The following is a 26,094-nucleotide window of genomic DNA, read 5'->3' as shown; positions in this document are numbered from 1 at the left end:
TCCCCGGGACTTCCCGGGGCTTTTTGTCTTGCGTAACTGGCGTGACGACGTCGAGCCGTCAGTTCTTGGTGCCGAACAGGCGGTCGCCCGCGTCGCCGAGACCCGGAATGATGTACGCGTGATCGTCCAGACGCTCGTCCAGCGATGCCACATACAGCTTCACGCCCGGATGCGCGTCGTGCAGCACCTTCACGCCTTCCGGGGCAGCCACGAGGGCGAGGAACGCAATGTTCTCCGGCTCCACGCCGCGCTTGATCAGCACGTCCACGGCGTGAACGGCCGAGTAGCCGGTCGCGACCATCGGGTCGCACAGAATGAAGCGGCGATCGGCCACATCCGGCAGACGCACGAGGTATTCGACCGGGCGATGCTGATCGTCGCGATACACCCCGATGTGGCCGACGCGTGCAGACGGCACCAGATCGAGCAGGCCGTCGCTCATGCCGACACCGGCACGCAGCACGGGCACCACGGCGAGCTTCTTGCCGGCGATGACGGGGGCGTCCATCGGGACCATCGGCGTGTCGATGCGCTCGGTCGTGAGCGGCAGATCGCGGGTGATCTCGTAACCCATGAGCAGCGTGATCTCGCGCAGCAGGCCGCGGAACGTGCGCGTCGACGTTTCCTTGTCGCGCATGTGCGAGAGCTTGTGCTGGATCAGCGGATGATCGCAGATGAAAAGGTTCGGGAATCGGGAGTCTTGTTTCATGGCAGGCAATTCGAGGCTGGGCTATCGGACCGGTATGTCGCGATAAAAGCCCGCATGGCCGCGATTTTAGCCGAAGCGGACGAGGCCGGTCCGGGTTTCGACGTCACGGCCTCGCAGCGGCGCGCGGTCGATTCCCTTAGAATCGCTGCAAGACGGCTGCCGGGCGCTGACTTTCGCCTCCTCGCGCAGCCACCGCCAACGCATCACTTGTCTTCTTGAAGGCTGAACATGGATCTGGGAATCAAGGGCCGCACCGCGCTGGTGTGCGGCGCGAGCAAGGGGCTGGGGCGCGCCTGCGCGCAGGCGCTGGCCGACGCCGGCGTCAACGTGGTGATCGTGGCCCGCACGGCCGACGCCCTGAACGCCGCCGCCAGCGAGATTCGCGCCGCGACAGGCGTGACGGTGACTGCCGTGGCCTGCGACATCACCACGCCGGAAGGCCGCGCGCAGGCGCTCGCGGCATGCCCGCAACCGGACATTCTCGTGACGAATGCCGGCGGGCCGCCCCCGGGCGACTTCCGCAACTGGCAGCGCGACGACTGGATCCGCGCGATCGACGCCAACATGCTCACGCCCATCGAGCTGATCAAGGCGACGGTGGACGGCATGATCGCCCGCGGCTTCGGGCGTATCGTCAACATCACGTCGTCTGCCGTGAAGGCCCCCATCGACATCCTCGGGCTGTCCAACGGTGCGCGTTCGGGGCTGACGGGATTCGTGGCCGGCGTTGCGCGCACGACCGTGGCGCACAACGTCACCATCAACAACCTGCTGCCGGGGGCGTTCGACACCGACCGGCTGGCGGCAACGCTGGAGGCGTCTGCGGCGAAGAGCGGACAGCCGGTCGACGACATGCGCACGAAACGGGCAGCGGCCATCCCGGCCCGTCGCTTCGGCCGTCCGGACGAGTTCGGCGCGACGTGCGCGTTCCTGTGCAGCGCGCAGGCGGGTTACATCACCGGACAGAACGTGTTGATCGATGGCGGCGCCTATCCCGGGACTTTCTGAGCGAGCTTGTTCCGGCGTCGCGCGGGCGACGTTCGGGCGTGGTTTCTCGTGCATCACCCATCACCCATTTCACGTTCAGGGATCGCATCAATGACGGTTTCGACAGTACCGAAGGTTCGCATCGCACTCATCGCGCACGACAAGAAGAAGGACGAGATCCTGGCGGTCGCGCACGACTACGTCGACGTGCTGCGTCAATGCCAGCTCGTGGCCACGGGCACGACGGGCGGGCGCATCGCCACCGAACTGGGCCTCGACGTCGAGCGCATGCTCTCGGGCCCGCACGGCGGCGATTTGCAGATCGGCGCGCAACTGGCCGAGGGACGCGTCGACATGGTGCTGTTCCTGCGCGACCCGATGACACCGCAACCGCATGAACCCGACATCAACGCGCTGGTGCGCGCGTGCGACGTGCACAACGTACCGTGCGCGACCAACAGCGCCACGGCGCGTTTGCTGCTGGAACAACTGATCGTCCGGCTGGCGGCGCAGCCGTCGGCCTGACACGCACGATCAACATGACCGATCGACTACCCATCGAGGGGAAGGAGCGAGGATGACAAAAGCAATCCGCATCGAACAGAACGGCGGCCCGGAAGTGATGCAATGGGTCGACGTCGAAGTCGGCGAACCGGGGCCGGGCGAGGCGCGCGTGCGTCACAACGCCGTGGGCCTGAACTACATCGACGTGTATTTCCGCACGGGCCTGTATCCGCAGCCGCTGCCTGCCGGTCTGGGCATGGAGGCCGCCGGCGTGGTCGAGGCCGTGGGCGAGGGTGTGACGCATGTGAAGCCGGGCGACCGCGTTGCCTACGCGAGCCGTCCGTGCGGCGCGTATTCGCAGGCGCGTGTGATGCCGGCCGCGCCGCTGGTGCGCGTGCCGGACAACATCAGCGACGATCAGGCCGCCGCCATGATGCTGCAAGGCATGACGGCGCAGTACCTGCTGCGTCGCACGTACTCGGTCAAGGCGGGCGACACGATCCTCATTCACGCGGCGGCTGGCGGTGTCGGGCTGATCGTGTGCCAGTGGGCCAAGGCGCTGGGCGCGACGGTGATCGGCACGGTCGGCTCGGACGAAAAGGCGGCGCTCGTGCGTCAGTACGGCTGCGATCATCCGATCGTCTACACGCGCGAGAACTTCGTCGAGCGCGTCAAGGACATTACCGGTGGCGAGGGCGTGCCCGTGGTCTACGATTCCATCGGCAAGGACACGTTTATCGGCTCGCTCGACTGCCTGCGTCCGCTGGGCACGATGGTGAATTTCGGCAGCGCTTCCGGTCCCGTCGCGCAGATCAACACCGCCGATCTCGTGTCGCGCGGCTCGTTGTTCTTCACGCGTCCGACGCTTTTCAACTACACCGCCAAGCGCGCCGATCTCGAAGCCACGGCGAACGAGTTGTTCGAGGTCGTCGGTAACGGCACGGTGAAGATCGAGGTCAACCAGCGTTACGCGCTGGCGGATGTCGCGCAGGCGCACCGCGATCTGGAGTCGCGCAAGACCACCGGGTCGACGTTGCTTATGCCTTGAGTGGCCCTGAGCGGCCCTGAGCGTTTCGCGGGCTGAAAAGGAAAGGGACGCCGAGGCGTCCCTTTTTCGTTCCCGTTTGTTGCTGTCCACTGCCCGGGATGTGCGCGTGAGGCGTTCAGGCGCGCTGCGTGAAGACATGGGCGCGCGCGTCTTCGCGCACATCGACCGGCAAACGCTTGATGAGCCAGTGGATGACCATGCCGATGACGACCACGTCGTCCAGCAGCCCGAACACCGGCACGAAATCGGGGATCAGGTCGATGGGACTCAGCAGATAAACCGCGAGGAGCACCACGGCGGGCAGCAGCCAGCGCGGACGTCGCGGATCGCGGGCCGCATGCCAGAGCACGCGGAAATCATGACGGGCGATTTGCCACAGACGAAGAAAACGCTTCACTTGCAAACTCCTGGTACCGATGAGCTTGCCATGGGCGGCAAGCAATTTCTCGCAATCGGGGATAACATCGCTCAATATTGGTTGAATATCGCGCAACTTGTTTCGATTATACGCAACGATTGCATGCGGCGCTGAGGGTGGCTCATGGCCGCAAATGGCCAGAAACCGGCGCCCGATGCGTAACAAATAGCTTCGACATTGTTGGGGCGAGACGGTTTCATCGCGTGATCGGCGGGGCGAAATGCGTATCTGGCAAGTTCGGAACGCCTTCGTCATGATGCCCGATCGAGTGCTGGCGTTCCGGGCAATCCGGTTGCGGCCAGATAATGGCAGCGGGATAATTCCCGGGCCGACGTGGTCAATCCATCTTTCCCCTTCGTCCTCCCGTTCTTTTTAGGACGCATTTCAAAGCCATCATGACCGACGCTCAAGATCCGAAATCGCCGCAGCCGCCGTCCCAGCCCGAATCCGATAAGAGCAAGCTCACTTCCCCGTCCCCGTCCCCGACGACTGCGACAACGCCGTCCTCCACGCCTGAATCCGCGAAAGCTGCCGGGGCTTCGACCGACGCTTCCACGGGCTCGCCCGCGGATTCGCCTGCGACCCGCGCATCGGACTACGTGGAACCCGCCACCCCGGCCACGCCTCGACCGACCGCGAAGCCCGTTGCCGGGACCGCTGAAGGGTCTTCGGGCATGCCGCCGAATCCCGACACGCTGACACGTCCTGCGCCGCCGTCGGATGCTGCCGCTTCGGCGGACGCGCAGGCGGAAACGCCGGCTGCGAAGCCCACAGCGCACGCGTCGGCCACAGCGGTGGCGTCCGACAGCAACCCGATCGGCGCACCTGCGCCGAAATCGGGTGACGATGTGAAGGCCGCCGGTGTGGGCAGCGCCGGTGGCAACATCGGTGAGACGGGCAAGACCGGCGGTGCCGGTGGTGGCGCGGGAGGCGGTGGTGGAGGTGATGGCGGTGGTGAACCGCCTCATCAACCGGCCTTCGGTTCGAGTGCGCCGCGCCCGGGCAGTCCGGCCTCGATGGGCGGTCAGCCGTCCTATTTGCAGGCAGGCGACTCGCCGTGGTCGGTACTGCGTCGCATCATGTCGGCGCGTTTTCGTGCGTGGTACGACCGCGCGGGACAACGCATCACCCAGCGCACGCTGAAAATCGGTATCTCGGCGCGTATCTTCCATCCGGAGCCTGGCTCGAAAGGTCTGCGCAGCAAAACGTTGCAATACCTGGAAGAGTCGATCGCTCACTGGGTGATGTCCCGCGACGTGCTCGTCTTCATGATTCCGACGGTCGACACGCAGGGGTTGCTGCACCCGAGCCACATTCGTCTGCACGATTACGCGAAGCATCTGGACGGTCTGGTCCTGCAGGGCGGCGCCGACGTTTCGCCGCTGACCTATTCGGAAGTGGCGACGCGTCACGAATGGCAAGGCGACCGCATGCGCGACATGTACGAACTTGAGTTGCTGCATGAGTTCGTGGAGCAGGGCAAGCCGATTCTCGGCGTGTGTCGCGGTTGCCAACTGATCAACGTGGCCTTCGGCGGCACGCTGCATCAGGACATTGCGACGGATTTGCCGCAGGCGATCCCGCACGTGACTGAAACGTACGAACACAACCGTCACACGCTGACCTTCCCGGAAGGTTCGTCGCTCGCGCAGATGCTGGCGCCGGTCGACGTGCCGATCGTCAACTCGATTCACCATCAGTCGGTGAAGACGCTAGGTCGCGATCTGAGTGTGGAGGCGGTGTGTGCGGAAGACGGCGTGGTCGAAGCGATTCGCTATCGCAAGGCACCGTTCGTGATGGGCCTGCAATGGCACCCGGAATTCCACCGCGCGGGTGGCCCGGAGTTTCTCGACTGCACGCCGGTGCTGGATAACTTCCTGCGCGCGGCGCGCGAAACGCGTTTCTGATCGGTTCATCGCACCATAAAAAATGGCAGCCCGAGGGCTGCCATTTTCGTGTCAGGAACACCGGATAACTGCCCCGGTGTTCACGCCGCCTTGATTAGAAGCGGTGACGGATACCCGTGCCGACGACGGTTTGCGAGCTGGTCGACGACATACCGCCGGCAGCGCCGACACCGGCTGCGAGGCCAGTACCTTCGTTGTCGGAGATGTGCTGGTACGAACCCGTCAGGTACACATCGGTGCGCTTCGACAGACGGTAGTCAGCTTGCAGCGTCACGGTGTGGAACTTCGGCTTCTTGTCCGTCGAATCTTGCTTGGCCATCGTGTACGTGTACGCGGCCGACAGCGAGACTGCCGGGGTCAGCATGTAGCGACCGTTGACTTCGAAGTTGTCGAACTTCAGGCCGTCGTTGGCGAACGACACAGCGGTGCTGTTGTAGTTCAGGCCCGTCAGACCTTGCAGTTGGGTGTGGGTGTACACCAGGCCGACCGTTGCCGGGCCGAAGGCGTAGTTACCACCGATACCCCAAACGCGTTGCTTCGACGATTGGAAGATCGAATCGCCGCCGTTCGACGTGTCGACAGCGCCGCTACCGTTGTTGTTACCCGGATTGCCTTGACGCTCCAAGTAAGCAGCAGCCACCGTCAGCGGGCCGTTTGCGTAGTTCACGCCGGCGCTGAATGCACGGTTGTTGGCGAAGTCGCCAGCCTTGTTCGAGAAGCCATACAGGCCGCCGAACGTCAGGCCGTTGTAGTTGGCGCTCGAGTACTTGACCGAGTTGTTAACACGGAACGAGTTGTTCGTGTTGTCGTTGTCATACGGGTGCGAGGCGATCGTGCCGCCGAACGACGAACCGTTCAGGGTCAGCGGTGCCAGGTAGTCAACCAGCGAGTCGTACTGACGGCCGATCGTCACAGCGCCGAACTTGTCGTTCTGCAGGCCGACGAAGGCTTGACGACCGAACATACGGCCGTTCTGGCCCGACTGGCCGTTGTTGATCGAGAAACCGTTTTCCAGCACGAAGATGGCCTTGTTACCGCCACCCAGGTCTTCCGAGCCCTTCAGGCCCCAACGGCTGCCGTTGACCAGACCGCTCGTTGCACGGAAGTTCTTCGAACCCGATGCACCGACCGTGTTCGTCGAGTTGCTCGTGTAAGCGACGCCGGCGTCGATCAAGCCGTACAGGGTGACGCTGCTTTGAGCGTGCGCGGTCATCGAGAACGCGCCGACAACGGCCGCGGCAAGAAGAGTTTTTTTCATGGTTTAAGCTCCAGTAACGTGACACGAATCGCAGAATTCGCGTGTAAACAGAACGCGGCGAAACAGAACATGTCGAGGTGACGATGCGTCACTCGCGGACCCGAACAGCTATCGGCACTGCTCTGTTGACAGGGGGCAGTGTATGAGTCACCGCAACTCCCGCCTATTTCAGAATCCGCAAGAATCTATTTCAGATATGAAAAGAATCTGCGAGACACGTCCTAAAGCATTGCCTGACAAGGGATTGGCTTGATTAAGCGTAGGTGAGAAATCGCCATGCAAGCGATGTGTGTTGCGCTTGGGACACAGTGTGATGTGCAGAAGAAAGCGCGCGCGAAGCGTTGCCAGCATTGAATTTGCGCGCGACACGCATGATCGGATTTGGTTCCGTGAGTGTGTAAGCACGTCGCATGAATGATTGCGCACGCCTCGCATCGAACCATCGGACGTTGTGACGGTCATCGTGTCGCGCATCGATGACGACATGTTTCATCGCATCACTTCATCACAACGATCGCGCGTGTCGTCTTGTCATGTTGGATGGCTGCCATGTGGCTGTCATCTACGCCGCGTACACGCGCGCAATGAGATAAATCTGAGATGCTGGCAAGCGCATGAAAGCGTCGTGTGCCGAAAAGTGCTTTATTTATGGGGTTTTACGGACTATTGCGAGTCGCCGAATAATTCATTGCGTCGAATGATGACAATGATTTCGGGATGCAGACCTATACTACGTTCCGCGAGAAGTAGACTTTTGCGTTGAGTGAAAAGTCTCCAAACCTTGGCGCGGCCTCATCGGCCGCGCTTTTTTTTGCCCGCGATTTTCAGCGTGCCGGCGCAGGTTTCGTCAGGCGTAGTAGCCGGTGGTGAGGGCTTCGCCGCAATCTCGCACGTGGGGAATGCTCAACTGCTTGAGCTTGCGATACAACGACGCACGGCAGAAGCCGAGCGTGCGCGCGGCGGCGGAAATGTTCCAGCGATGTTGGGCGAGCGCATGCAGAATGCGTTCGCGTTCGGCGTCGTGATGGGCGTCGTGCGTGAGGGATTCCGCAGGCAGTGCGACCGCCTTCGACGCAGCGCTCACCTCCTTCGCATCCTTCCCTTCCCCAAGTTCCTTCGTGCGCAACACGTCGTCGCGAGATAACGCTTGCGTCATCCGCATCGACGTTGCCGAGTGCAGCGCGCCGGCCTGCAGACACTCCGGCGGCAGATCGCTCACGCACAGCACATCCTCGCCCATCACAGCGCACGCGTAACGCAATGCGGCGCGCATCTGACGCAGATTGCCCGGCCACTGGTGTGAAAGCAGACGTGAGAGCGCATCCGGCGACACGCGCGAGAGTGCCTGATCGACGCGCAGTCCGGGCCACTCGTCACACAGCATGCGCGCAATCAATTCAGTCTTGTCGTCGCGCTCACGCAGCGTGGGCAGTGTGAGCACGCCGACCGCGATCCGGTAATAGAGGTCTTCGCGGAACGTGCCTTGCGCGACCGCACTCGCGAGATCCTGATGGGTTGCGCAGATCAGTTGCACATCGACCGGGACCGGCTGGCTTGCGCCCAGCGGCGTGACCTCGCGCTCCGACAGCACGCGCAGCAAACGCGTTTGCAACGCATGCGGCATGTCGCCGATCTCATCGAGAAACAACGTACCGCCGTCGGCCTGTTGCAGTTTTCCTTTCATGCCGCCGGGCAATGCGCCCGAAAATGCGCCGCGCTGGTAGCCGAACAACTCACTCTCGACCAGATGCTCCGGCAGCGACGCTGTGTTGATTGCGACGAAGGCCTGCGCGCGACGTTCGCTGTACGCGTGCAATGCCCGCGCGAGAAATTCCTTGCCGGTGCCCGTCTCGCCGAGAATCAGCACCGGCAACCCGCGATCGACGAAGCGCTTGCCGCGCGCGAGCAGGTCGCGCATGCGGGCGTCGGTGCCGCACAGGTCGTCGATGTCGAGGTAGTCGGGGCGCAAATGGCGGGCATGCATCGGTGCGGGACGGGCGGGGGCGGCCGCAGGCACACGTACGATGCGCTCGGCGAGCGCGGCAAAGTTGTTGAAGGCGGTGTTGACAGTGTTGTGGGTGCCGACAGCACCGACGGTATTCGCATTGGCGGCGCCGAGGGGGCTGGCGTGGCCGACAGGTCGAGCGGGGGCGTGCGCTACGGCTAGGTGAGCGGGCATGACTTGTCTCCTTCTCGTATTGGTACGAAAGGGGCGCCGTCGGTGGCTTGTGGCCTGGCGATTCCTGACGTCTCTTTATGTCGCGACCGGCTCGGGTGGCCAACCGCCAATGCAGGATACGACCGCCGAGTCATAACATCCAATACAATATTGATGCGCCAATAATACCTCTGGGGTATCAAATGATCGAATTGCGCCATTTCCAGTACTTTGTCGTGCTCGCGCAGACGCTTCACTTCGGCCGCGCGGCCCAACAACTCCATATCTCGCAGCCGCCGCTATCGCGTCAGATCGCGCTGATGGAGGCCGAACTGGGCGTACAACTGTTCGAGCGCACGAATCGCAGCGTGCGGCTCACACGGGCCGGCACGCGCTTCTATCAGGACGCGGTGGAAATCCTCAATTCGGTCGACCGGGCGCGGCGCAATGTCGTGGCGGCCAGCCGTGGGGAGGACGGCGCGATCACCGTCGGCTTCATGATGTCGTCGGCCTACAACATCCTGCCCGCGCTCACCCGGACGTATGCCGCTGCGTATTCACGCGTCGACATGAAGCTGGCAGAAACGCTGCCCAATCTGCTCGCGGAGTCGGTGCGGGCCGGGCAGACGGACGTCGGCATCATGTACCGCCCGGAGGATCTGACCGGGCTGGATACGGCGACGGTGTTTCGCGAGGAGATGGTGGCGGTCATTCCCCGCACGCACCCGCTCGCAAAGGTGCGCGTGCTCGACGCCGAGCATCTCGCCGAAGAATCGTTCGTGAGCATTCCGCGCGAGATCGCGCCGCTCGTGTACGACCTGATCGTCACGCATTGCCGGCGCTCGGGCTTCTCGCCGCACATCCGTCTCGAGACCAACTTGCAGCAGACGATCATCAACCTCGTCGGAGAGGGCCTTGGCGTGGCCATGGTGCCGATGTCGATGAGCAGTGCTAGTGCCTCGGGCAACGCCGTGTTCAAGCCGCTCAGGAACGCGCCTGTGGCTGAGGTGGCGCTGCTGTGGAGCCGGGACAACCACAACCCCTGCGTGGCGACGTTCGTGGAGAACGCACGCAGTGTGTGGCGGGAGATGCAGCGCGCGCCGGGTGCGCGACTGGTGCCCGATCTGCCGGACACCAGCCTGCGCTGAGCGCGTCATGCGTGGGGGACAAGCGGTGAGACGAGGGAAGCGGGGGACGTAGATACGGGGAATGCCGGGGCGCGAGCGCGCCGTCAGATTTCCAGAATCCCTGCGGCCACGAAGCCGCCATCGACCGGCAGAATGTGGCCGGTCACATACGAGGCGTCGTCCGACGCCAGAAAGCTCACCGCACCGGCGATTTCGTTCGGTTGCCCGTAGCGCCCCAGCGGGGTCGTCTCGGTATAGTGACGACGCGAGATGTCCGAGTGCAGCACCTTGGTCAGCGGCGTATCGATCGGCCCGGGCGCGATGCCGTTCGCGGTGATGCCGAACGGCGCGAGTTCGATCGCCATCTGACGCGTCAGCCCGATCACGGCCGCCTTCGACGTGCCGTAAGCCGTGCGACCCGCGCTGGCCAGAATCCCTGCGACCGATGCCAGATTGACGATGCGTCCCCAGCGCTGCTCGCGCATGAGCCGCGCGGCGTGCTGTCCGCACAGCAGCGTGCCCGTGAGGTTCACGGCCATGACCTGATGCCAGTGTTCGAGCGGATAGTCCAGGAACGGAAACGTCTTGGCGATGCCCGCATTGTTCACGAGCACGTCGCACCGTCCGTACCGTTTCGCCACCTGCGCAAAGCCGTCGGCGATCGACGCTTCCTCGCCCACGTTCATCCCCAGCGCCCACGCGCGACCACCTGCTGCGCTGAGCGCTGCGGCCGTCTCCGTGGCCGCGCCTTCGTTCAGATCGGCCACGACTACGGTCATGCCATCCTTGACCAATCGTTCGCAGATGGCGGCACCAATGCCCATACCGCCGCCCGTGACTACTGCTACCTTCTCCGTCATGCTATGGACTCCTAAATTTACTGACAGTTACAGCTCGGGCTCCGCCGCACGCTTAAGCGGCGGAGCCCGTCGGTGATATCGCGAAACCGTTAAGGGGTTGGCGTTACTTCAGGAAACCGATCGAGATCCAGGGGATGAAGACCACGATGAGCAGCGCGATGAGCAGCGCGCCCATGTATGTCCACATCCGGTTGAAGACCTTGTCGGGCGACGTCTTGCCGATGGCGCAGGCGGCATAGAAGCCGACACCGAGCGGCGGGGCGAACAGGCCCATGCCCATCGACAGGATCACGACCATGGCGTAATGCACGTCGTGAATGCCGAGCGAGCGCGCGACCGGGAACAGCAGCGGCCCGAACAGCACGATGGCGGGAATGCCTTCGAGCACGCTGCCGAGCACGATGAACACGACCATTGAGATGAGCAGGAAGCCGACTTGTCCGCCCGGCACGCCGTGCATCAGACCGACGAGCTTGGCCGAGAAGCCCGATTGCGTGAGCGCCCATGCCATGGCGGTGGCCATGCCGATGATCAGCAGGATCGCGCCGGACAGGGCGGCGGTCTCGGTGAGCAGCGGATAGAGACGCTTGAAATTCAGATGTTTTTTGAAGGCGTGGACGATCAGGCCGATCACGATGGTGTACGCGATGCCGATGGTCGACACTTCCGTGGCCGTTGCCGCGCCTTCGATCACTGCCGTACGGATGAGGATCGGCAGCGCCAGCGCGGGCAGCGCAATGATGAAGGTCTTGCCGATCACGCTCCACGGCGCGCGACGCGCAGCGTTGGGCGCTTCCTTGCGCGAGCGGGCGAAACACACCACGACGATGGCCAGTGTGGCGATCACGGCAGGCAGCAGGCCGCCGACGAACAGGGCAGTGATCGACACGCCGCACACGGCGCCGATGGTGATGAGCACGAGGCTCGGCGGGATCGTCTCCGTCATCGCGCCGGTGGCGGACAACAGGGCGACGAGGTCTTCCTGTTTCGAGCCGCGTCGCTGCATTTCAGGGAACAGCGCCGGGGCGACGGCGGCCATGTCGGCCGCCTTGGAACCGGAGATGCCCGAGACCAGGAACATCGCCCCGAGCAGCACATACTGGAGGCCGCCGCGCACGTGACCGAGCAGCGAGGCCATGAATTCGATCAGGCTGCGTGCCAGTCCGCTCATTTCGATGAGCGCGCCGAGCAGCACGAACAGCGGCACCGACAGCAGCACGAGCCCGGACATGCCTTCGTCCATGCGGCTCACGACGATCTGCAAGGGGGCATCGGTCACGAGCGCCAGATAGGCGAGGGTGGCCGTGCCGAACGCGAAGGCAATCGGAATGCCGCCCGCCACGCACGCGCCCACGATCAGCACGAAGAAGATGAGCAGGTTGTAGTTGCCCATGGCGATGAGCGCGGGGCGTCCGAGCCAGAGCGCGGCGCCGAGCGCGGCGACGAACAGCACGCCGAGCCCGAACTGACGCAGGCTGGAGCAGCGCGCCATGCGCGAGATCGCCGCGATGAGCATCAGGGCGGCGCCCACCGGCAGCGCAGCCGCACGCAGGCCGTCGGGAATCTCGAGGGCGGGCGTGGTGATGTCCATCTGTTCGATCGCATGCGTGTACGCCGGCATGATGATCAGCGCGACGAACACGCACACGGTCAGCGCGGCCATGGTCTGGAACCAGTCGCGCCATGCAGCGGGAAGTTTGTTGACGATGGCGGACAGACGCATGTGTTCGCCCCGGTCGAGGGCGAGCACGGCGCCGAGCATCGACAGCCAGATGAAAAGAATCTGTGCAAGCTCATCCGACCACGTGAGCGGATTGTCGAACCCGTAACGCGAGATCACGCCCGCGAGCAGGATGAGAGTTTCCGCCACCACCAGCAGCACGGCAGCCGCTTCGGTGACTTTCATCACCGCGCGGTTGACGTGGCAGAAGAGGCGGGCGAGCGCGTGCGTCGGCTCGGCCGTCATCGTCAACGTTTCCATTTACGCGAGCTTCCCTGTGTACTTTTCCAGCATGGCCCATGCTTCGTCGCCGAACTTCTTGTGCCATTCGGCATAGAAGCCCGCGGCGCGCAGCTTGTCGCGGAACTGCTCGTTGTTCGGTGCGTTGAACACGAGACCCTTCTGCTTGAGCTCGGCCGTCACGCCTTCGTTAAGCTTGCGCACGTCATCACGCTGGGCGACGGCGGCGGCGTTCACGTTGGCGGTCACGATGTCCTGCAGGTCCTTCGGCAGCTTGTCCCACTTCTGCTTGTTGGCGAGGAACCAGAAGCCGTCCCACATGTGGTTCGTCATCGACACATACTTCTGCACTTCGTAGAGCTTGGCCGTGGTCAGCAGCGCCAGCGGGTTTTCCTGCGCTTCGACGATGTGCGTCTGCAAGGCGGAATAGACCTCGGCGAAGTTGATCGACGTGGGCGACGAATCGAACGCGCGGAACATCGACGTCCACAGCGGGCTCGTCGGCACGCGAATCTTCAGACCCTTGAGATCGTTCGGCGAGTTGATCGGACGACTACTCGTGGTGATCTGGCGATAACCGTTTTCCCAGATCTTGTCGAAGGCGAACACCGTGGTCTTCGCGATCTGACCGCGCACGTGCGCGCCGAGATCGCCGTCCATGGCCGCCCACACCTGGCTGTAATCCTTGAACGCGAAACCCACGCCCGAGATCTGCGCGGCCGGCACGAGCGTGCCGAGAATCAGCGGCGAGAGCGTGAAGTAATCGATCGCGCCGGAGCGGATCTGACTCAGCATGTCGCTGTCCGAGCCGAGCTGGTTGTTCGGATAGATCTGGAAGTCGATACGTCCCTTCGACTGCTCCGCGATTTTCTGCGCCATCTCCTTGGCGCGGATGTTCATCGGATGGCTGACGGGCAGGTTGTTGGCGAACTTCAGCGTGAATTCGGCGGCGTGGGCTTGCGTCTGATACAACCCCGTAGCGGCGGCTGCCGATGTGGTGGCCACGACTTTGATGAAGTGGCGACGATCCATGGTGCTCATACTGCATGTCTCCTATTTATAAGTTTGGTGACTGCGTCTGATGCGCGAGACGTGAGAGGCAGATTGCCTCGCAACATCACGGCCAACTCGACTGGCGATGCGCAAATTCTTCGTTCGACTTCCGATTCGCGTCATCTGCCGGACATTCGGCTCGCAAGTGGCTGGGTCATCTTACGCAAATCGAATGCCAGTTCGGGCCCTGAACGGGAAAACCCTTACGTTGTTAAGCATCAGTGAAATCCCGCGTGGCGTGTCGGCATCCTTTCGTCATGCGCAACAAGGCTTCGCGGCGAATTGGCGCGATGACGGGCGTTTGCTGCACGTGCGAACGGTGCCGGGACGCCCGGCGATCGGGGGGTGACACCTGTCGCATTTCGCCGATGCCTTGCGACACCTGTCGCATGCCCGGACACGCCCGGTGCGACAGGTGTCGCATCGGTATCGGTGCCACGATTTCTGCTGCGGCACAGCAAAATTTCCGCGTATTACAAACGTCACCGACTTTCAAATTTCACTTGATGCGGCGATAAATCCCGCTTTACGCTTGCGTCAATTGCGAATGCGCCAAAAGCGTGTGAGATAGATCGAACTCGCAACGACGACTGACCGAGCCGTCGATGTCGCAGACCTGGCCCTGTGCGGACCGCGCGCAGACACGCGGCAGAGGTCTGGCATCGAAATTGCTCACCGGAGTCTGGATGACCCCATTTTTCCGGAGACACTTCATGGTTGCTGCATGCCTTACCGGCTGGGCCCACTCCCAGTTCGGCAAACTCGATAACGTCGATGCCGAAGTCCTGCTGGCCGATGTCGCACAAGCGGCTCTCGACGACGCGGGCCTTTCGCCCGAACAGATCGATTCGATTCACGTCGGCACTTTCAATGGCGGTTTCCTGTATCAGGACTTCCCGTCGTCGCTCATCTTCAACCGGATTCCCGGGCTGCGCTTCAAACCGGCCACGCGTTACGAAAACGCCTGCGCCACGGGCTCGGCTGCTGTGCATGGCGGGCTGCAATCGATCGAAGCAGGCAAGGCCACGCACGTGCTGGTGATCGGCTTCGAGAAGATGACCGAACTCGCTACGCCGCAAGTCGGCGAAGTGCTGCTCAAGTGTTCGTATGCGCGTGAGGAAGCCGGCATTCCCGGTGGCTTCGCCGGTGTGTTCGGCACCATCGCGCAGACGTACTTCGACCGCTACGGCGACCAGTCCGACGCGCTCGCCCAGATTGCCGCGAAGAACCACCGCAACGGCTCGGTCAATCCGTACGCGCACATGCGCCGCGATTTCGGCTACGACTTCTGCCGTAACGTGTCCGAGAAGAACCCGTTCGTGGCCGGTCCGCTCAAGCGCACCGACTGCTCGATGGTGTCCGATGGCGCAGCCGCCCTCGTGATCTCGAAGGCCGATGTGGCGCGCGCCATGCCCAAAGCGGTCGGCTTCCGTGCGGCGGTGCAGGTCAACGATTACCTGCCGCTCTCGCGGCGCGATCCGCTGGCGTTCGAAGGCGGTCAGCACGCGTGGCGTCAGGCGCTGGGGGTTGCGGGCGTGTCGTTGAAAGACCTCTCGCTGGTCGAGACCCACGACTGCTTCACCATCGCCGAACTGATCGAATACGAAGCCATGGGGCTGGCCAAGCCGGGGCAGGGCGCGAGCGTGCTGGCCGAAGGGCTGACGCAAAAAGACGGCTTGCTGCCGGTCAACCCGTCGGGCGGTCTGAAGGCGAAGGGTCACCCGGTCGGCGCGACGGGCGTGTCGATGCACGTCATGGCGGCGATGCAACTCACGGGCACGGCCGGTGAGATGCAGATTCCGGGGGCGAAGCTCGCAGGCGTCTTCAACATGGGCGGCGCGGCTGTAGCGAACTACGTGAGCATTCTCGAAGCACGCTGAGTGCATACAGGAGACGAGAGATGCTCAAGAAGGTCATGAACCTCGGCCGACTACTGGCCGACGTCGCCCGCCGTCATCCGGACGAACCCGGTCTGATCGTGGGCGACAAGATCACCACGTGGGGCGAGATCGATGCCCGCGTGAACGCTGCCGTCGAAGCCCTGCGCAAGCTCGGTGTCGGCAAAGGCGACAAGCTGCTGGTGCATTCGCGCAACAACCTGCCGATCTTCGAGAGCGCGTGGATCGCGTTTCGTCTGGGCGCGGTGTGGGTGCCGACGAACTTTCGCATCACCGCTCCGGAGGCCGCCTATCTGGGGCAGTCGAGCGGCGCCTGCGCCATGATCTACGACGCAGGATTCGAAGGTCATGTCGATGCCGTGCGCGCCGCCTCGCCGGCGTTGCGTCATGTGATTGCACTGGGCGCGCCGCGCGAAGGCGAGCTGCACTACGAGACGCTGGTGGCCGAACATCTCGGTGCACCGGGCTTTGAGGAAGAAGTCGAGTACGAGGACCCGCTGTGGTTCTTCTACACGTCCGGCACGACGGGGCACCCGAAGGCCGGCGTGCTCTCGCACGGGCAGATGGCGTTCGTCGTCACCAACCATCTGGCGGATCTGATGCCGGGCATCACGTATCGCAGCCGCTCGATGGTCGTGGCGCCGCTCTCGCATGGCGCGGGCATTCACGCCATCGTCAACACGGCGCGAGGCGCGGCGAGCGTGTTGCTGCCGGGCGAGAAGATGGACGCAGCGCAAGTCTGGCAGGCAGTCGAGCGTCACCGTGTCGACAACATGTTCACGGTGCCTACGATCGTCAAGATGCTGGTCGAAGATCCGGCGGTGGACGAGTACGACCATAGCTCGCTGCGCTTCGTGATCTACGCGGGCGCACCGATGTACCGCGCCGATCAGAAGTATGCGTTGCAGAAGCTGGGGCGCGTGCTGGTGCAGTACTACGGCCTGGGCGAAGTGACGGGCAACATCACGGTGCTGCCGCCGTGGTTGCATAGCGACGACGATGATGCGCCGGACGCCCGCGTGGGCACCTGCGGTTTGCCGCGCACGGGTATGGAGGTGGCGATTCTCGACGAGCAGGGGCAGCGTCAGCCGGCGTTCGCGTCGGGCGAGATCTGCGTGCGCGGGCCGGCCGTCTTCATGGGGTATCACAACAATCCGGACGCCAACGCCAAGGCGTTCAAGGACGACTGGTTCCACACCGGCGACCTCGGTCATGTGGATGCGCAGGGCTTCCTGTACATCACGGGGCGGGCGTCGGACATGTACATCTCGGGCGGCTCGAACGTCTATCCGCGCGAGATCGAAGAAGCGTTGCTGACACACCCGTGCGTCTCCGAGTGTGCCGTGCTCGGCGTGCCCGACCCCAAGTGGGGTGAGAGCGGGCTCGCGGTGGTGGTCGCCCGGGAAGGCATGGCCGCACAGGCCGATGAACTGCTCGGACATCTCGAAGCGCGTATTGCCCGCTACAAGTGGCCGCGCCGCTTCGTATTCTGGAGTGCCATGCCCAAATCGGGCTACGGCAAAATCGTGAAAAAGCAAATCAAGACGATGCTCGAAGAGCAAGGAGACTATCGACTATGAAACCTGCGCTTTCACGGGTCTATCAGCATGCAGGCGTCCCCACGTTACCCCGTGTGGAAGACTGCGTGTTGAGCGGGCAGCACGAACTGCGCGTGACGATCCGGTCTGGTGCGAATCTCGGCGAGTCCTTACGCGCGGCGTTATCCCGCTATGCGTACGGTGGCGGCGTCGGGCGTTTCTGTGCGGGTACCGCGCGAGGGCTGCGGTATCACATGATCGAGAACACGACAGACGTGGAGCGCCCCTTCGGGTACGGCGCGCCGGTCGACGAGATGCGCGAGGTCGATCTGATCGGCGGCGCGATCACCGTCGGTCGCACGGCTGACGGCGCCACGCTGCTGCATTGCCATGCGGGGTTCTCCGACCCGTCCGGCGAGTTGCACGGCGGGCATCTGATCCTCGATCACACCTGGGCCGGGGACGAGCCTGTGGTGATTCGTCTGTGTCTGTTCGAGCATGGCGGATATGTGACGGGCGACGACGAGGAGACGCGGTTTCATTTGCTGCGTCCGGTGGCGGGAGATCTCTCATGAGCGTCGCACTGGATGTTCCGGTCGCCATCGAGAGCGGCACGCTGGGCCGGTTGGTGGTGGCGCGCCTGAAGCCGAATCAGGATCTGACGGAAAGCATCGAGGCGCTGTGCGCCGAGCATGCCATCTCGCGCGCCATCGTGCGGGGGGCCGTCGGCAGCCTGATCGACGCACGACTGGCGTTCCGTGCGGGTGACGGCTGGCGTGAGCAAGTGGTGAACGGCCCCGGCGTGGAGATCCTCAACGTGTTCGGCGAGGTCGATGCTCGGCCGGGTGCGGCGAACGCGCTGCCCATGCTGCATGGCATGGTGGCCGACACCAACGGGCGCATGTTCGCGGGTCGCTTCGTTCGTGGTGGCAACCTGTCGTTCATCACCATCGAAGTGACGTTGCAGGAGTGGTTGCCGGCCTGACGCCGCAACGACAGACAGATTGTCGGTATACGTGAAAGCGCATGGGGAGTCTTCGGACTCCCCATTTGCGTTGGTTGGCACTGGTGGGCACTAGTCGGTACTAATCGCCGCTGCCGAGGAACGACTCGATGGCGTTCACCAGCGCGAGCGGCGTCTCGTTCATCGGATAGTGACCGGCGTTGCGCATCACCTCGACGCTCGTCCGCGCGTAGCGTTTCCGATAGGTCTGCGCCATCAGCTCGGCGGTAAACACCGGATCGTGCTCGCCGACGAGCGCCTTGACGGGCACATCGGCATTGATCTCGTTGCTGAAGTCGGTATCCGCCCATGCCGGGAAATACGCGGCGAAAGCCTGTGACGACGAACCTGTCGCCGAGGCGTTGGCCTTCCAGTCGATCCACGGCGATGGCAGTCGGTTGCCGGTGCTACGGTCGATGATGGCCTTGCGGGCATCGAGCGAGGTGGCGGCGCTCTCGAACAGGGCACGACGGGCGGCGTCGAACACGACACCGCCACATGGCACGGGCGCGACGGCGACGAGCTTGCGCACGCGGTGCGGCACGAGTGCGGCGACCTTCTCGATCGCCATGCCGCCCATCGAATGACCGATCAGGCTGAACGTCGTGAAGTCGAGCGAATCGGCGAGGGCGATGGCGTCTGTGGCGATCTCGGTAATGGTGTGCTCGCCCGCGACGTCCAGCATGCCGCCATAGCCGCGATAGTCCATGAAGACGTAGCTGAAGTCGTCTTGCGAGAGCCACGGCTCGCAGGCGGCGAACGAGCGGGCGTCGCCGAACCAGCCGTGCAGCGCGAGGATGGCGTGCGGGCCGTGGCCGACGCGGTGAAACGTGTTGGGTTTGCGATCTGGCATGTCGAATCCTTCGGGACAGCGGGAATTGCCCGGACGCTCATCGTAGCCACGGCGGAGATTGCCCACCGTCGATGACGGGTCAATCGCTGTAGAATTTGGGCCATGCGAAATACGTTGATCGATCCCTACGAGCATTTGCCGCGCAGCGTCGTCGTCACGGCCAACGACTACCCGGCCGGGCTCACCTTCCCGGAACACGCCCACGCACGCGGGCAGTTCGCGTTCGCGTCGCGCGGCATGATTACGGTGTCGACGCCGCAGGGGCGATGGTTCGTGCCGCCGCAGCGCGCCTGCTGGGTGCCCGCGCAGGTTTCGCACGACATGACGATGAACGGACCGGTGACGATGCTCAACACGTTCGTCACGCCCGAAGCGGCGAGGTCGGCGGGTTTGCCGGATCGATGCTGTGTCTATGGCGTCTCACCGCTGCTTCGCCAGTTGCTGGACGACGCCATCGACTTGCCGCCGCTGTACGACGAGCAGGCGCGCGACGGCAAGCTCATGGCGTTGCTGCTCGCCGAGATCGCGGCGATGCCGCGTCTGTCGCTACATGCGCCGTTGCCAACCGATGCCGAGTTGGCGCGCGTGTGTCGGGACGTGTTCGCCGCACCGTCGATGACGTTGGAACTGGATACCGTTGCGGCGATGGCGTCGATGAGCCGCCGAACATTCACGCGCCGCTTTCGTGAGGCGACGGGGGTGAGCTTTGCACAATGGCGGCAGCAGGTGTGTCTGTTGGCGGCGGTCGAGCGGCTGAGCGACGGACAGCCGGTCACGCGTGTCGCACTGGATCTTGGCTACGGCAGTCCTAGCGCGTTCACTGCCGCGTTTCGCCGGGTGCTTGGCGATCCGCCGAGTCGCTATCTCGCGCTCGCTTAGCGCGGCGCGGGGTGAGGGTGTTCAGCACGCGTGAGGCGTGCGACGTCCCAACGAAAAAGGGGCGCCACCGAGGCGCCCCTTTGACTTTGCGTGCCGTACTGGTTGCGATGCCTTATGCCACCGTCGGTTGCACGAGTCCGTCTTCACGGAACATGTGCTTGATGCCGCGCACGGCTTGTCGGATACGCGACTCGTTTTCGATCAGCGCGAACCGCACGTACTCGTCGCCATACTCACCGAAGCCGATGCCGGGCGAGACCGATACCTTGGCCTGCGCGAGCAGCTTCTTGGCGAACTCCAGCGATCCGAGCGCGCGATACGGTTCCGGAATGCGCGCCCAGATGTACATCGACGCCTTCGGCAGATCGACCGTCCAGCCCGCTTCCGTCAGGCCTTTGTAGAGCACATCGCGGCGGCGCTGGTATTGCTCGCGAATCTCTTCGACGCACGTCTGATCGCCTTCGAGCGCAGCGATGGCTGCGACCTGAACCGGCGTGAACGTGCCGTAGTCGTGATAGCTCTTGATGCGCGCGAGTGCCGCGACCAGTTCGGCGTTGCCGACCATGAAGCCAATGCGCCAGCCGGCCATGTTGTAGCTCTTCGACAGCGTGAAGAACTCGACGGCGACGTCCTGCGCGCCGGGCACCTGCATGATCGACGGCGCTTTGTAGCCGTCATAGACGATGTCGGCATAGGCCAGATCGTGCACCACCAGAATGTCGTGCTTGCGTGCGAGATCGACGACCCGCTCGAAGAATTCGAGTTCGACGCACTGAGCCGTGGGGTTCGACGGGAAGCCGAGAATCACCATCTTCGGCTTCGGATGACTCTCGCGAATGCCGCGTTCGAGTTCGGTGAAGAAGTCGATGCCGGGCGTCATCGGCACGGAGCGGATGTTGGCGCCGGCGATCACCGCACCGTAGATGTGAATCGGGTACGACGGGTTCGGCACGAGCACCGTGTCGCCCTGATCCAGCGTGGCAAGCATCAGGTGCGCGAGGCCTTCCTTCGAGCCGATGGTGACGATCGCTTCGCGCTCGGGGTCGAGTTCGACGTCGTAGCGATCCTTGTACCAGCGGGTGATGGCGCGACGCAGGCGGGGAATGCCGCGCGAGGTCGAATACCCGTGCGTGTCGGGGCGTTGTGCGACTTCGACGAGCTTGCTGACGATATGCGGCGGTGTGGCCCCGTCGGGATTGCCCATCGACAGATCGATGATGTCCTCGCCACGACGGCGCGCTGCCATCTTCAGCTCGGCGGTGATGTTGAAAACGTACGGGGGAAGACGATTGATGCGCGCAAAGCTGCGCGAGCCCTGAGAGCTGGACATGAGAAATCCTGGAACGTAAGCGCCCGGAACCGTCCGAGCGACGCCGGTGTGCTGGCCACACCGTGACGGCGAATGTAGCGCGACGGTGAACGCTTAGGCAAGTGATTTTTGCAGCGCGTGGTCAAGGGGACGTCGGGTAAGATGGGCGCCCATGTGTTGGCAAGTCCGAAGAAAAGGAGGGGCGATGGCGTATCTGTACCTGCTGGTGGCAATCGTGGCGGAGGTGATTGCGACGTCTGCCCTGAAGGCGTCGGAGGGTTTTACGCGGGTCGGTCCGGTCGCGCTGGTCGTGGCGGGTTACGGCATTGCGTTCTACATGCTCTCGCTCACGCTACGCACGATCCCCGTGGGCATTGCCTATGCGATGTGGTCGGGGCTGGGCATCGTGCTCATTTCCATCGCGTCACGCGTGTTGTTCGGACAGAAGCTCGATGCACCGGCCATCCTCGGCATGGCGCTGATCATCGCCGGCGTGCTGGTGATGAATCTCTGGTCGAAGACGTCGGCGCACTGACACACGCACCGGCGCATTCCGGCGTTGCGGGTATCGTTGGCATCGTTGGCATTGCGACGTGATGCGAGAGCGAGGGGCAGCGCGCAATGATGCAATTCCCGCGCTGCCTGTCAGCGCGTCATGCGTCGTGCTCCGCTTCGGCGAGCACCGCCTTGAGTGCAGAGATGCAGGTATCGATCTCCGTACGTTCGATCACGAGCGGTGGCGCGAGACGCAGCACGGTCGAGCGCGTCTCCTTGGCGAGCACACGACGGCGCAGCATGCGCATCGACAGGTCGTGCGCATCGGCGCGCGACGGATCGATCTCGATGCCTGCCCAGAGGCCGCGTCCCCGCACTTCCCGAATGAGCGGCGAGTGAATCGCGTGCAGACGCGAGAGCAGATATTCCCCCATTTCCGCACTTCTGCCCGGCAGGTCTTCGTCGGCCATGACGTCGAGCGCTTCGAGCGCGACGGTGGCGGCGAGTGCATTGCCGCCGAACGTCGAGCCGTGGCTGCCGGGTTCGAAAAGGTCGATGATGTCGCGCCGCGCAACGAAGGCCGACACCGGCAGCAGGCCACCGCCGAGCGCTTTGCCGAGCATGATGCCGTCCGGCACGATGCCTTCGTGCTGATACGCGAACCATCGGCCTGTGCGTCCAAGGCCGGACTGGATTTCGTCGAGCAGCATCAGCACATTCTGCTCGGTGCAGAGTTGACGCAGCCCGCGCAGAAAGCCGTCGGGCGGCACGACGATGCCGCCTTCACCCTGAATCGTCTCGAACAGTACGGCACAGGTATTGGGGGTGATGGCGGCGCGCACGGCGTCGATATCGCCGTAGGGCACGCGCACGAAGCCGGGCGCGAACGGGCCGAAGTCGGCGCGATAGGCGGGCTCGGAGGAGAAGCCGACGATGGTGGTGGTGCGTCCGTGGAAGTTGCCGTCGGCGACGATGATTTCGGCTTTTTCGGCGGGAATGCGTTTGACGCTGTATCCCCAGCGTCGCGCGGCCTTGACGGCCGTCTCCACGGCTTCGGCGCCTGTGTTCATGGGCAGGGCGCCGCCGAGCGTCGTGAGGTCGCAGAGGCGTTCGAGAAAGGCGCCCAGCCGGTCGGTGTAGAAGGCGCGGGAGACGACGGCGAGTCGCTGCGCCTGCGCGGTGAGTGCGGCGACCAGACGCGGGTGCGCGTGGCCATGACTGACGGCGGAATAGGCGCTCATCATGTCGAGGTAGCGATTGCCCTCGACGTCCCAGACCCAGACACCTTTGGCGTGCGAGAGCACGACGGGCAGGGGAGCATAGTTGTGCGCACCAAAGCGTTGTTCGCGTTCGATCTCGTTCATGAGCGCGTTCCTCCACGTCTGAAGTCTAGATGCGAACGCGCTGGCACGCAAAGGGGGAGAACTCCCGAAGGGTCGCGCATGAATTTGGCATGCACGTGCGCTATAATCGCCGATTACCCGGATGTGACGTATGACGTCGTGTCCGGGCCTCTCCGGCAGCGATATCAGATCGCCGCCAGCATGTCGCAAGCGCACTGCCCATAGCTCAGTTGGATAGAGCATCGGCCTTCTAAGCCGACGGTCGGGGGTTCGAATCCCTCTGGGCAGGCCAACCACGCCAAGACTGCCCACAAACGTTGCGATCCCACCTCCCGGTGTTGACGCGCGGTGAAATCCCGGTGACATCGATATGGCGACGCGCGTTGCAGATACCGCCATACCAGCGGATTTTTGCTGTCGATGCGTATAATCTAGGAACAAAAATCATCGGCCCGCGCTGTGCGTATCGCGTCGAAGTCCGTTCGTTTTCTTCGCGCGTCGTCCGTGTCCAGGTCTCGACTCCAACCAACATGTCCAAAGCCTCCCGTTCACCTCGCGCCGCACCGAAGCCTACCGAAAGCACGAGTGAAGAGATCTACGAGCGCATCTACCTAGCCCTGCTGGAGCATCGGCTGACGCCCGGCACCAAGCTTGCCGAAGAGCGGCTGGCGGCCATCTTCAATGCCAATCGTGCGCGTGTCAGAGATGCCCTGAGCAAGCTGGCGTACGAGCAGATTGTCGAGGTCTATCCTAAGAAGGGCTGGTTCGTGGCAAAGCCATCGGTGGATCAGGCGCGCGATGTGTTCGAGGCGCGCCGCGTCATCGAACCGGCGGTCATGCGGCGTCTGGCGCAGGAGATGGACGACGAGAAGCTGGCGGCGCTTCAGGCGCATCTGCGCAAGGAGATGGACGCGCGTGAGTCAGGCGACAAGCGCGCCGTCATTCGTCTGTCGGGGGAGTTTCATAATCTGGCGGCGTCGCTCGCCGGTAATTCGTCGTTCATCCGCAGTCTTCGCGAATTGTCCACGCTGACCTGCCTGGTGATTCTGGTGTACAACGCACCGGTCGTGGAGAGCTGCCGTGCCGACGAACACGAGCGCATCGTCAAGGCGCTCGCCGCGAACGATGGTGAGACGGCTGCCAGGATCATTCTCGAACATCTGAGCCATGTCGAGCATTCGCTCGATCTCGGCGCGGCGTCGGAAGAAGCCGATCTGGAAGCGATTTTCGGCAGCGCTGCCTGACGGCAGCGGTCCCCGCGGTTCCCGGTCATGGCAATGCCGTCGGCCAGGGACAGGCGCCGACGGCGTTGCGCGATAACCGCTGCTGAGGTTTCCGACGCCTCAGACGGAAGGCGACGGGACGCTCGCCTTCGGCGGGAGCGCGAACTTCAGCGACCCGTACAGCAGCGAAGCCGTCACGGCGGTGATGGGGCCGGAGAAATCGGCAATCGCGCCCCCCCATTCCATGATCGTGATCCCGCAGGCCGTCGAAACCGCCCAGGCGGCAATGCCCGGGAAATTGAACGACGACTGCGAACTGTCTTCCCACTCCTGCGTGAATGATCCCTGCGATCCTTGCGAATGGCGCGTGGCGACGATATGCATGACGGCGATCGACACCCATGCCACCACGATCACCCCCTGATAAGCCAGTGCCTGCAAGATGTATTCAAAGACATTGAGCAGCATGAGCAGGTAGATCAGCACCCCGATGACCGTGGCGCAGACGAAGCGCGGCAGCTTTAGCGAAAGTATCGTCTGAAGCAGCGACTGGAGATTGACCGCAGCCAGATAGAAGTTGGCCGTGTTGATCCGCGTCTGGCTGACCCATACGAAGAACAGACCGCCCACGCCCATGAGCTTCAGTATGGCGAAAACGACCGACAGTTCCGACACCTTGTCTCCGGACGACAGGCTCCCCACGAGGAAGATACCGACCAGACCGTTCACGAAGAACGTGAAGAAGTAGAACGGCCATCCGAAGTTCAGGCGTGCGTGATACTTGACGTCGCGCTTCTTGCCGAAGCGGGCGTAGTCGAAGGTGAACATCATCATGATCCACACCCCCATCAGATACGCGAAGGATGAAAACCATCCGAATCGCGAAGGGTGTGCCGGCCCGAGATGAAGCCACTGGGTCGTCAGACCCACGTCGTAGATGGTCAGCGCCGTTGCGGTGATCAGCCCGATCAGATAGAACGGCAACAAGACACCGTTGAACTTGTCGAGCCATTTCTGAACGCTGCCGAATACCAGAAGGACGCTATACACGACCACGAACAGGTTCATCACCTTTTGCGGCACGGCGGGAACGAACGAGTGCAGTGCAATGCTGATCACCGACCCTTCGAACAGTCCGTAGTACGTGGCGCAGGCAAAGAAGATGAGTGTGGCCAGTGCCGCGCCGGACCGGCCGAACAGAATCCGCGAGAACAGCGCGACGGACAGTCCGGAGTTGATGGCGTATCTGGCGATGATGCCGTTGACGATGCTGTAGCAAATGACCGTCAGGCCAAGGCCGATCAGGGCGTTGACCGTACCGAAGTTGATGGCCATCGTCGCCGAGAACACCAGCCAGCACATCGAACTGCATACGGCCCACCACGCCATTGTCAGCGGGCCTTTGTTCATCCGTTGGTCTTCAGGGATCGGGCGATCGGCGAAATCGCTGTTTTGTTCTTCATCGGAAGGCTGCAAGTTCATTTTTCACCTGCTTCATAAAGTGAGGTTCGCTCCTCCAATGTCGACCAGATGCAAGGTTGCGGCCAAAGCGGCTGAAACGGCC

The 26,094-nt window shown here is 63.3% G+C and carries 23 protein-coding genes and 1 tRNA gene; 13 read left to right on the top strand and 11 right to left on the bottom strand.

The annotated features are described in order from the left end of the window. Positions 1-58 precede the first annotated feature (58 nt). Positions 59-709: a uracil phosphoribosyltransferase gene (upp, locus tag A9762_RS08225; protein WP_069341546.1), complete on the bottom strand. Its 651-nt coding sequence runs from the start codon at positions 707-709 to the stop codon at positions 59-61. Positions 710-937: 228 nt separating this feature from the next. On the opposite strand from upp, the gene A9762_RS08220 reads away from it, so the two are divergent. The 3 genes from A9762_RS08220 to A9762_RS08210 all read left to right on the top strand — a co-directional run bounded on the left by A9762_RS08220 (position 938) and on the right by A9762_RS08210 (position 3,248). Further along, positions 938-1,717, top strand: coding sequence for an SDR family oxidoreductase (locus tag A9762_RS08220; protein ID WP_069341545.1), 780 nt, complete (start codon positions 938-940; stop codon positions 1,715-1,717). 90 nt (positions 1,718-1,807) lie between these two features. Then, complete coding sequence (locus tag A9762_RS08215) at positions 1,808-2,221, top strand: methylglyoxal synthase (protein WP_069341544.1); 414 nt, start codon at positions 1,808-1,810, stop codon at positions 2,219-2,221. 52 nt (positions 2,222-2,273) lie between these two features. Next, positions 2,274-3,248, top strand: coding sequence for a quinone oxidoreductase (locus A9762_RS08210; protein ID WP_069341543.1), 975 nt, complete (start codon positions 2,274-2,276; stop codon positions 3,246-3,248). A 115-nt stretch (positions 3,249-3,363) separates the two neighbouring features. Here A9762_RS08210 and A9762_RS08205 read toward each other — a convergent pair whose 3' ends face one another. Further along, positions 3,364-3,645, bottom strand: a complete 282-nt coding sequence (locus A9762_RS08205; RefSeq protein ID WP_069341542.1) for a YkvA family protein — start codon at positions 3,643-3,645, stop codon at positions 3,364-3,366. Between the two features lie 416 nt (positions 3,646-4,061). Here A9762_RS08205 and A9762_RS08200 point away from each other — a divergent pair, with 416 nt between their 5' ends. Next, positions 4,062-5,573, top strand: a complete 1,512-nt coding sequence (locus tag A9762_RS08200) for a type 1 glutamine amidotransferase (RefSeq protein WP_083253745.1) — start codon at positions 4,062-4,064, stop codon at positions 5,571-5,573. A 94-nt stretch (positions 5,574-5,667) separates the two neighbouring features. Here the strand turns inward: A9762_RS08200 and A9762_RS08195 are convergent, their stop codons facing one another. Both A9762_RS08195 and A9762_RS08185 read right to left on the bottom strand, forming a co-directional pair. Then, positions 5,668-6,831, bottom strand: coding sequence for a porin (locus A9762_RS08195; RefSeq protein WP_069341540.1), 1,164 nt, complete (start codon positions 6,829-6,831; stop codon positions 5,668-5,670). An 847-nt stretch (positions 6,832-7,678) separates the two neighbouring features. Further along, a complete protein-coding gene (locus A9762_RS08185) occupies positions 7,679-9,010 on the bottom strand; it encodes a sigma-54-dependent Fis family transcriptional regulator (RefSeq protein WP_240493480.1) in 1,332 nt (443 codons plus the stop codon). 182 nt (positions 9,011-9,192) lie between these two features. Here A9762_RS08185 and A9762_RS08180 point away from each other — a divergent pair, with 182 nt between their 5' ends. Continuing rightward, positions 9,193-10,137, top strand: a complete 945-nt coding sequence (locus A9762_RS08180) for a LysR family transcriptional regulator (protein ID WP_069341538.1) — start codon at positions 9,193-9,195, stop codon at positions 10,135-10,137. An 83-nt stretch (positions 10,138-10,220) separates the two neighbouring features. Here A9762_RS08180 and A9762_RS08175 read toward each other — a convergent pair whose 3' ends face one another. The 3 genes from A9762_RS08175 to A9762_RS08165 form a co-directional block, all read right to left on the bottom strand. After that, complete coding sequence (locus A9762_RS08175; RefSeq protein WP_069341537.1) at positions 10,221-10,976, bottom strand: SDR family NAD(P)-dependent oxidoreductase; 756 nt, start codon at positions 10,974-10,976, stop codon at positions 10,221-10,223. Between the two features lie 103 nt (positions 10,977-11,079). Further along, positions 11,080-12,942, bottom strand: a complete 1,863-nt coding sequence (locus tag A9762_RS08170; RefSeq protein WP_069341559.1) for a TRAP transporter large permease subunit — start codon at positions 12,940-12,942, stop codon at positions 11,080-11,082. A 15-nt stretch (positions 12,943-12,957) separates the two neighbouring features. After that, a complete protein-coding gene (locus tag A9762_RS08165) occupies positions 12,958-13,977 on the bottom strand; it encodes a TRAP transporter substrate-binding protein (protein WP_069341536.1) in 1,020 nt (339 codons plus the stop codon). A 725-nt stretch (positions 13,978-14,702) separates the two neighbouring features. On the opposite strand from A9762_RS08165, the gene A9762_RS08160 reads away from it, so the two are divergent. From A9762_RS08160 to A9762_RS08145, 4 genes are read left to right on the top strand one after another with little or no spacing between them, the layout of a single operon-like run. Beyond that, positions 14,703-15,869: an acetyl-CoA acetyltransferase gene (locus tag A9762_RS08160; RefSeq protein WP_069341535.1), complete on the top strand. Its 1,167-nt coding sequence runs from the start codon at positions 14,703-14,705 to the stop codon at positions 15,867-15,869. Positions 15,870-15,889: 20 nt separating this feature from the next. Further along, positions 15,890-17,467 carry an acyl-CoA synthetase gene (locus A9762_RS08155; RefSeq protein WP_139133136.1) on the top strand — a complete coding sequence of 526 codons (1,578 nt, stop codon included), beginning with the start codon at positions 15,890-15,892 and terminating at the stop codon, positions 17,465-17,467. Next, positions 17,464-18,000, top strand: a complete 537-nt coding sequence (locus tag A9762_RS08150) for a hypothetical protein (RefSeq protein ID WP_069341533.1) — start codon at positions 17,464-17,466, stop codon at positions 17,998-18,000. Before A9762_RS08155 ends, A9762_RS08150 begins: the two co-directional genes overlap by 4 nt. After that, positions 17,997-18,410, top strand: a complete 414-nt coding sequence (locus A9762_RS08145; RefSeq protein WP_069341532.1) for a PPC domain-containing DNA-binding protein — start codon at positions 17,997-17,999, stop codon at positions 18,408-18,410. The genes A9762_RS08150 and A9762_RS08145 overlap by 4 nt, the downstream gene beginning before the upstream one ends. 100 nt (positions 18,411-18,510) lie before the next feature. On the opposite strand, the gene A9762_RS08140 is transcribed toward A9762_RS08145, so the two are convergent. Further along, a complete protein-coding gene (locus A9762_RS08140) occupies positions 18,511-19,281 on the bottom strand; it encodes an alpha/beta fold hydrolase (RefSeq protein WP_069341531.1) in 771 nt (256 codons plus the stop codon). A 102-nt stretch (positions 19,282-19,383) separates the two neighbouring features. On the opposite strand from A9762_RS08140, the gene A9762_RS08135 reads away from it, so the two are divergent. Further along, complete coding sequence (locus tag A9762_RS08135; protein ID WP_069341530.1) at positions 19,384-20,160, top strand: helix-turn-helix domain-containing protein; 777 nt, start codon at positions 19,384-19,386, stop codon at positions 20,158-20,160. A gap of 112 nt (positions 20,161-20,272) precedes the next feature. Here A9762_RS08135 and alaC read toward each other — a convergent pair whose 3' ends face one another. Beyond that, positions 20,273-21,490, bottom strand: coding sequence for an alanine transaminase (gene alaC / locus A9762_RS08130; RefSeq protein WP_069341529.1), 1,218 nt, complete (start codon positions 21,488-21,490; stop codon positions 20,273-20,275). Between the two features lie 184 nt (positions 21,491-21,674). Here alaC and A9762_RS08125 point away from each other — a divergent pair, with 184 nt between their 5' ends. Continuing rightward, positions 21,675-22,004 (top strand): multidrug efflux SMR transporter, encoded by a 330-nt coding sequence (locus A9762_RS08125; RefSeq protein WP_069341528.1) that lies wholly within the window; start codon positions 21,675-21,677, stop codon positions 22,002-22,004. Between the two features lie 118 nt (positions 22,005-22,122). Here the strand turns inward: A9762_RS08125 and rocD are convergent, their stop codons facing one another. Continuing rightward, the gene (rocD, locus tag A9762_RS08120; protein ID WP_069341527.1) at positions 22,123-23,328 is read right to left on the bottom strand and encodes an ornithine--oxo-acid transaminase; all 1,206 of its coding nucleotides are present in this window, start codon (positions 23,326-23,328) and stop codon (positions 22,123-22,125) included. A gap of 194 nt (positions 23,329-23,522) precedes the next feature. Between rocD and A9762_RS08115 the strand changes: the two genes are divergently transcribed. After that, positions 23,523-23,599: transfer RNA gene (locus tag A9762_RS08115), tRNA-Arg, on the top strand. A gap of 238 nt (positions 23,600-23,837) precedes the next feature. Further along, positions 23,838-24,551 carry a GntR family transcriptional regulator gene (locus A9762_RS08110; protein WP_069341526.1) on the top strand — a complete coding sequence of 238 codons (714 nt, stop codon included), beginning with the start codon at positions 23,838-23,840 and terminating at the stop codon, positions 24,549-24,551. 99 nt (positions 24,552-24,650) lie between these two features. On the opposite strand, the gene A9762_RS08105 is transcribed toward A9762_RS08110, so the two are convergent. Next, positions 24,651-26,012 (bottom strand): cytosine permease, encoded by a 1,362-nt coding sequence (locus A9762_RS08105; protein WP_069341525.1) that lies wholly within the window; start codon positions 26,010-26,012, stop codon positions 24,651-24,653. Positions 26,013-26,094 lie beyond the last annotated feature (82 nt).

This window comes from Pandoraea sp. ISTKB (genome assembly GCF_001721285.1).
GTDB lineage: Bacteria > Pseudomonadota > Gammaproteobacteria > Burkholderiales > Burkholderiaceae > Pandoraea > Pandoraea capi.
Note: the sequence above shows the minus strand (reverse complement) of the source record. Positions and strands in the feature narration are given on the sequence as shown.

Coding starts and splice junctions, on each gene's coding strand:
- upp (WP_069341546.1), bottom strand. CDS start 709: ATGAAACAAGACTCCCGATTCCCGAACCTTTTCATCTGCGATCATCCG.
- A9762_RS08220 (WP_069341545.1), top strand. CDS start 938: ATGGATCTGGGAATCAAGGGCCGCACCGCGCTGGTGTGCGGCGCGAGC.
- A9762_RS08215 (WP_069341544.1), top strand. CDS start 1,808: ATGACGGTTTCGACAGTACCGAAGGTTCGCATCGCACTCATCGCGCAC.
- A9762_RS08210 (WP_069341543.1), top strand. CDS start 2,274: ATGACAAAAGCAATCCGCATCGAACAGAACGGCGGCCCGGAAGTGATG.
- A9762_RS08200 (WP_083253745.1), top strand. CDS start 4,062: ATGACCGACGCTCAAGATCCGAAATCGCCGCAGCCGCCGTCCCAGCCC.
- A9762_RS08195 (WP_069341540.1), bottom strand. CDS start 6,831: ATGAAAAAAACTCTTCTTGCCGCGGCCGTTGTCGGCGCGTTCTCGATG.
- A9762_RS08185 (WP_240493480.1), bottom strand. CDS start 9,010: ATGCCCGCTCACCTAGCCGTAGCGCACGCCCCCGCTCGACCTGTCGGC.
- A9762_RS08180 (WP_069341538.1), top strand. CDS start 9,193: ATGATCGAATTGCGCCATTTCCAGTACTTTGTCGTGCTCGCGCAGACG.
- A9762_RS08175 (WP_069341537.1), bottom strand. CDS start 10,976: ATGACGGAGAAGGTAGCAGTAGTCACGGGCGGCGGTATGGGCATTGGT.
- A9762_RS08170 (WP_069341559.1), bottom strand. CDS start 12,942: ATGACGGCCGAGCCGACGCACGCGCTCGCCCGCCTCTTCTGCCACGTC.
- A9762_RS08165 (WP_069341536.1), bottom strand. CDS start 13,977: ATGAGCACCATGGATCGTCGCCACTTCATCAAAGTCGTGGCCACCACA.
- A9762_RS08160 (WP_069341535.1), top strand. CDS start 14,703: ATGGTTGCTGCATGCCTTACCGGCTGGGCCCACTCCCAGTTCGGCAAA.
- A9762_RS08155 (WP_139133136.1), top strand. CDS start 15,890: ATGCTCAAGAAGGTCATGAACCTCGGCCGACTACTGGCCGACGTCGCC.
- A9762_RS08150 (WP_069341533.1), top strand. CDS start 17,464: ATGAAACCTGCGCTTTCACGGGTCTATCAGCATGCAGGCGTCCCCACG.
- A9762_RS08145 (WP_069341532.1), top strand. CDS start 17,997: ATGAGCGTCGCACTGGATGTTCCGGTCGCCATCGAGAGCGGCACGCTG.
- A9762_RS08140 (WP_069341531.1), bottom strand. CDS start 19,281: ATGCCAGATCGCAAACCCAACACGTTTCACCGCGTCGGCCACGGCCCG.
- A9762_RS08135 (WP_069341530.1), top strand. CDS start 19,384: ATGCGAAATACGTTGATCGATCCCTACGAGCATTTGCCGCGCAGCGTC.
- alaC (WP_069341529.1), bottom strand. CDS start 21,490: ATGTCCAGCTCTCAGGGCTCGCGCAGCTTTGCGCGCATCAATCGTCTT.
- A9762_RS08125 (WP_069341528.1), top strand. CDS start 21,675: ATGGCGTATCTGTACCTGCTGGTGGCAATCGTGGCGGAGGTGATTGCG.
- rocD (WP_069341527.1), bottom strand. CDS start 23,328: ATGAACGAGATCGAACGCGAACAACGCTTTGGTGCGCACAACTATGCT.
- A9762_RS08110 (WP_069341526.1), top strand. CDS start 23,838: ATGTCCAAAGCCTCCCGTTCACCTCGCGCCGCACCGAAGCCTACCGAA.
- A9762_RS08105 (WP_069341525.1), bottom strand. CDS start 26,012: ATGAACTTGCAGCCTTCCGATGAAGAACAAAACAGCGATTTCGCCGAT.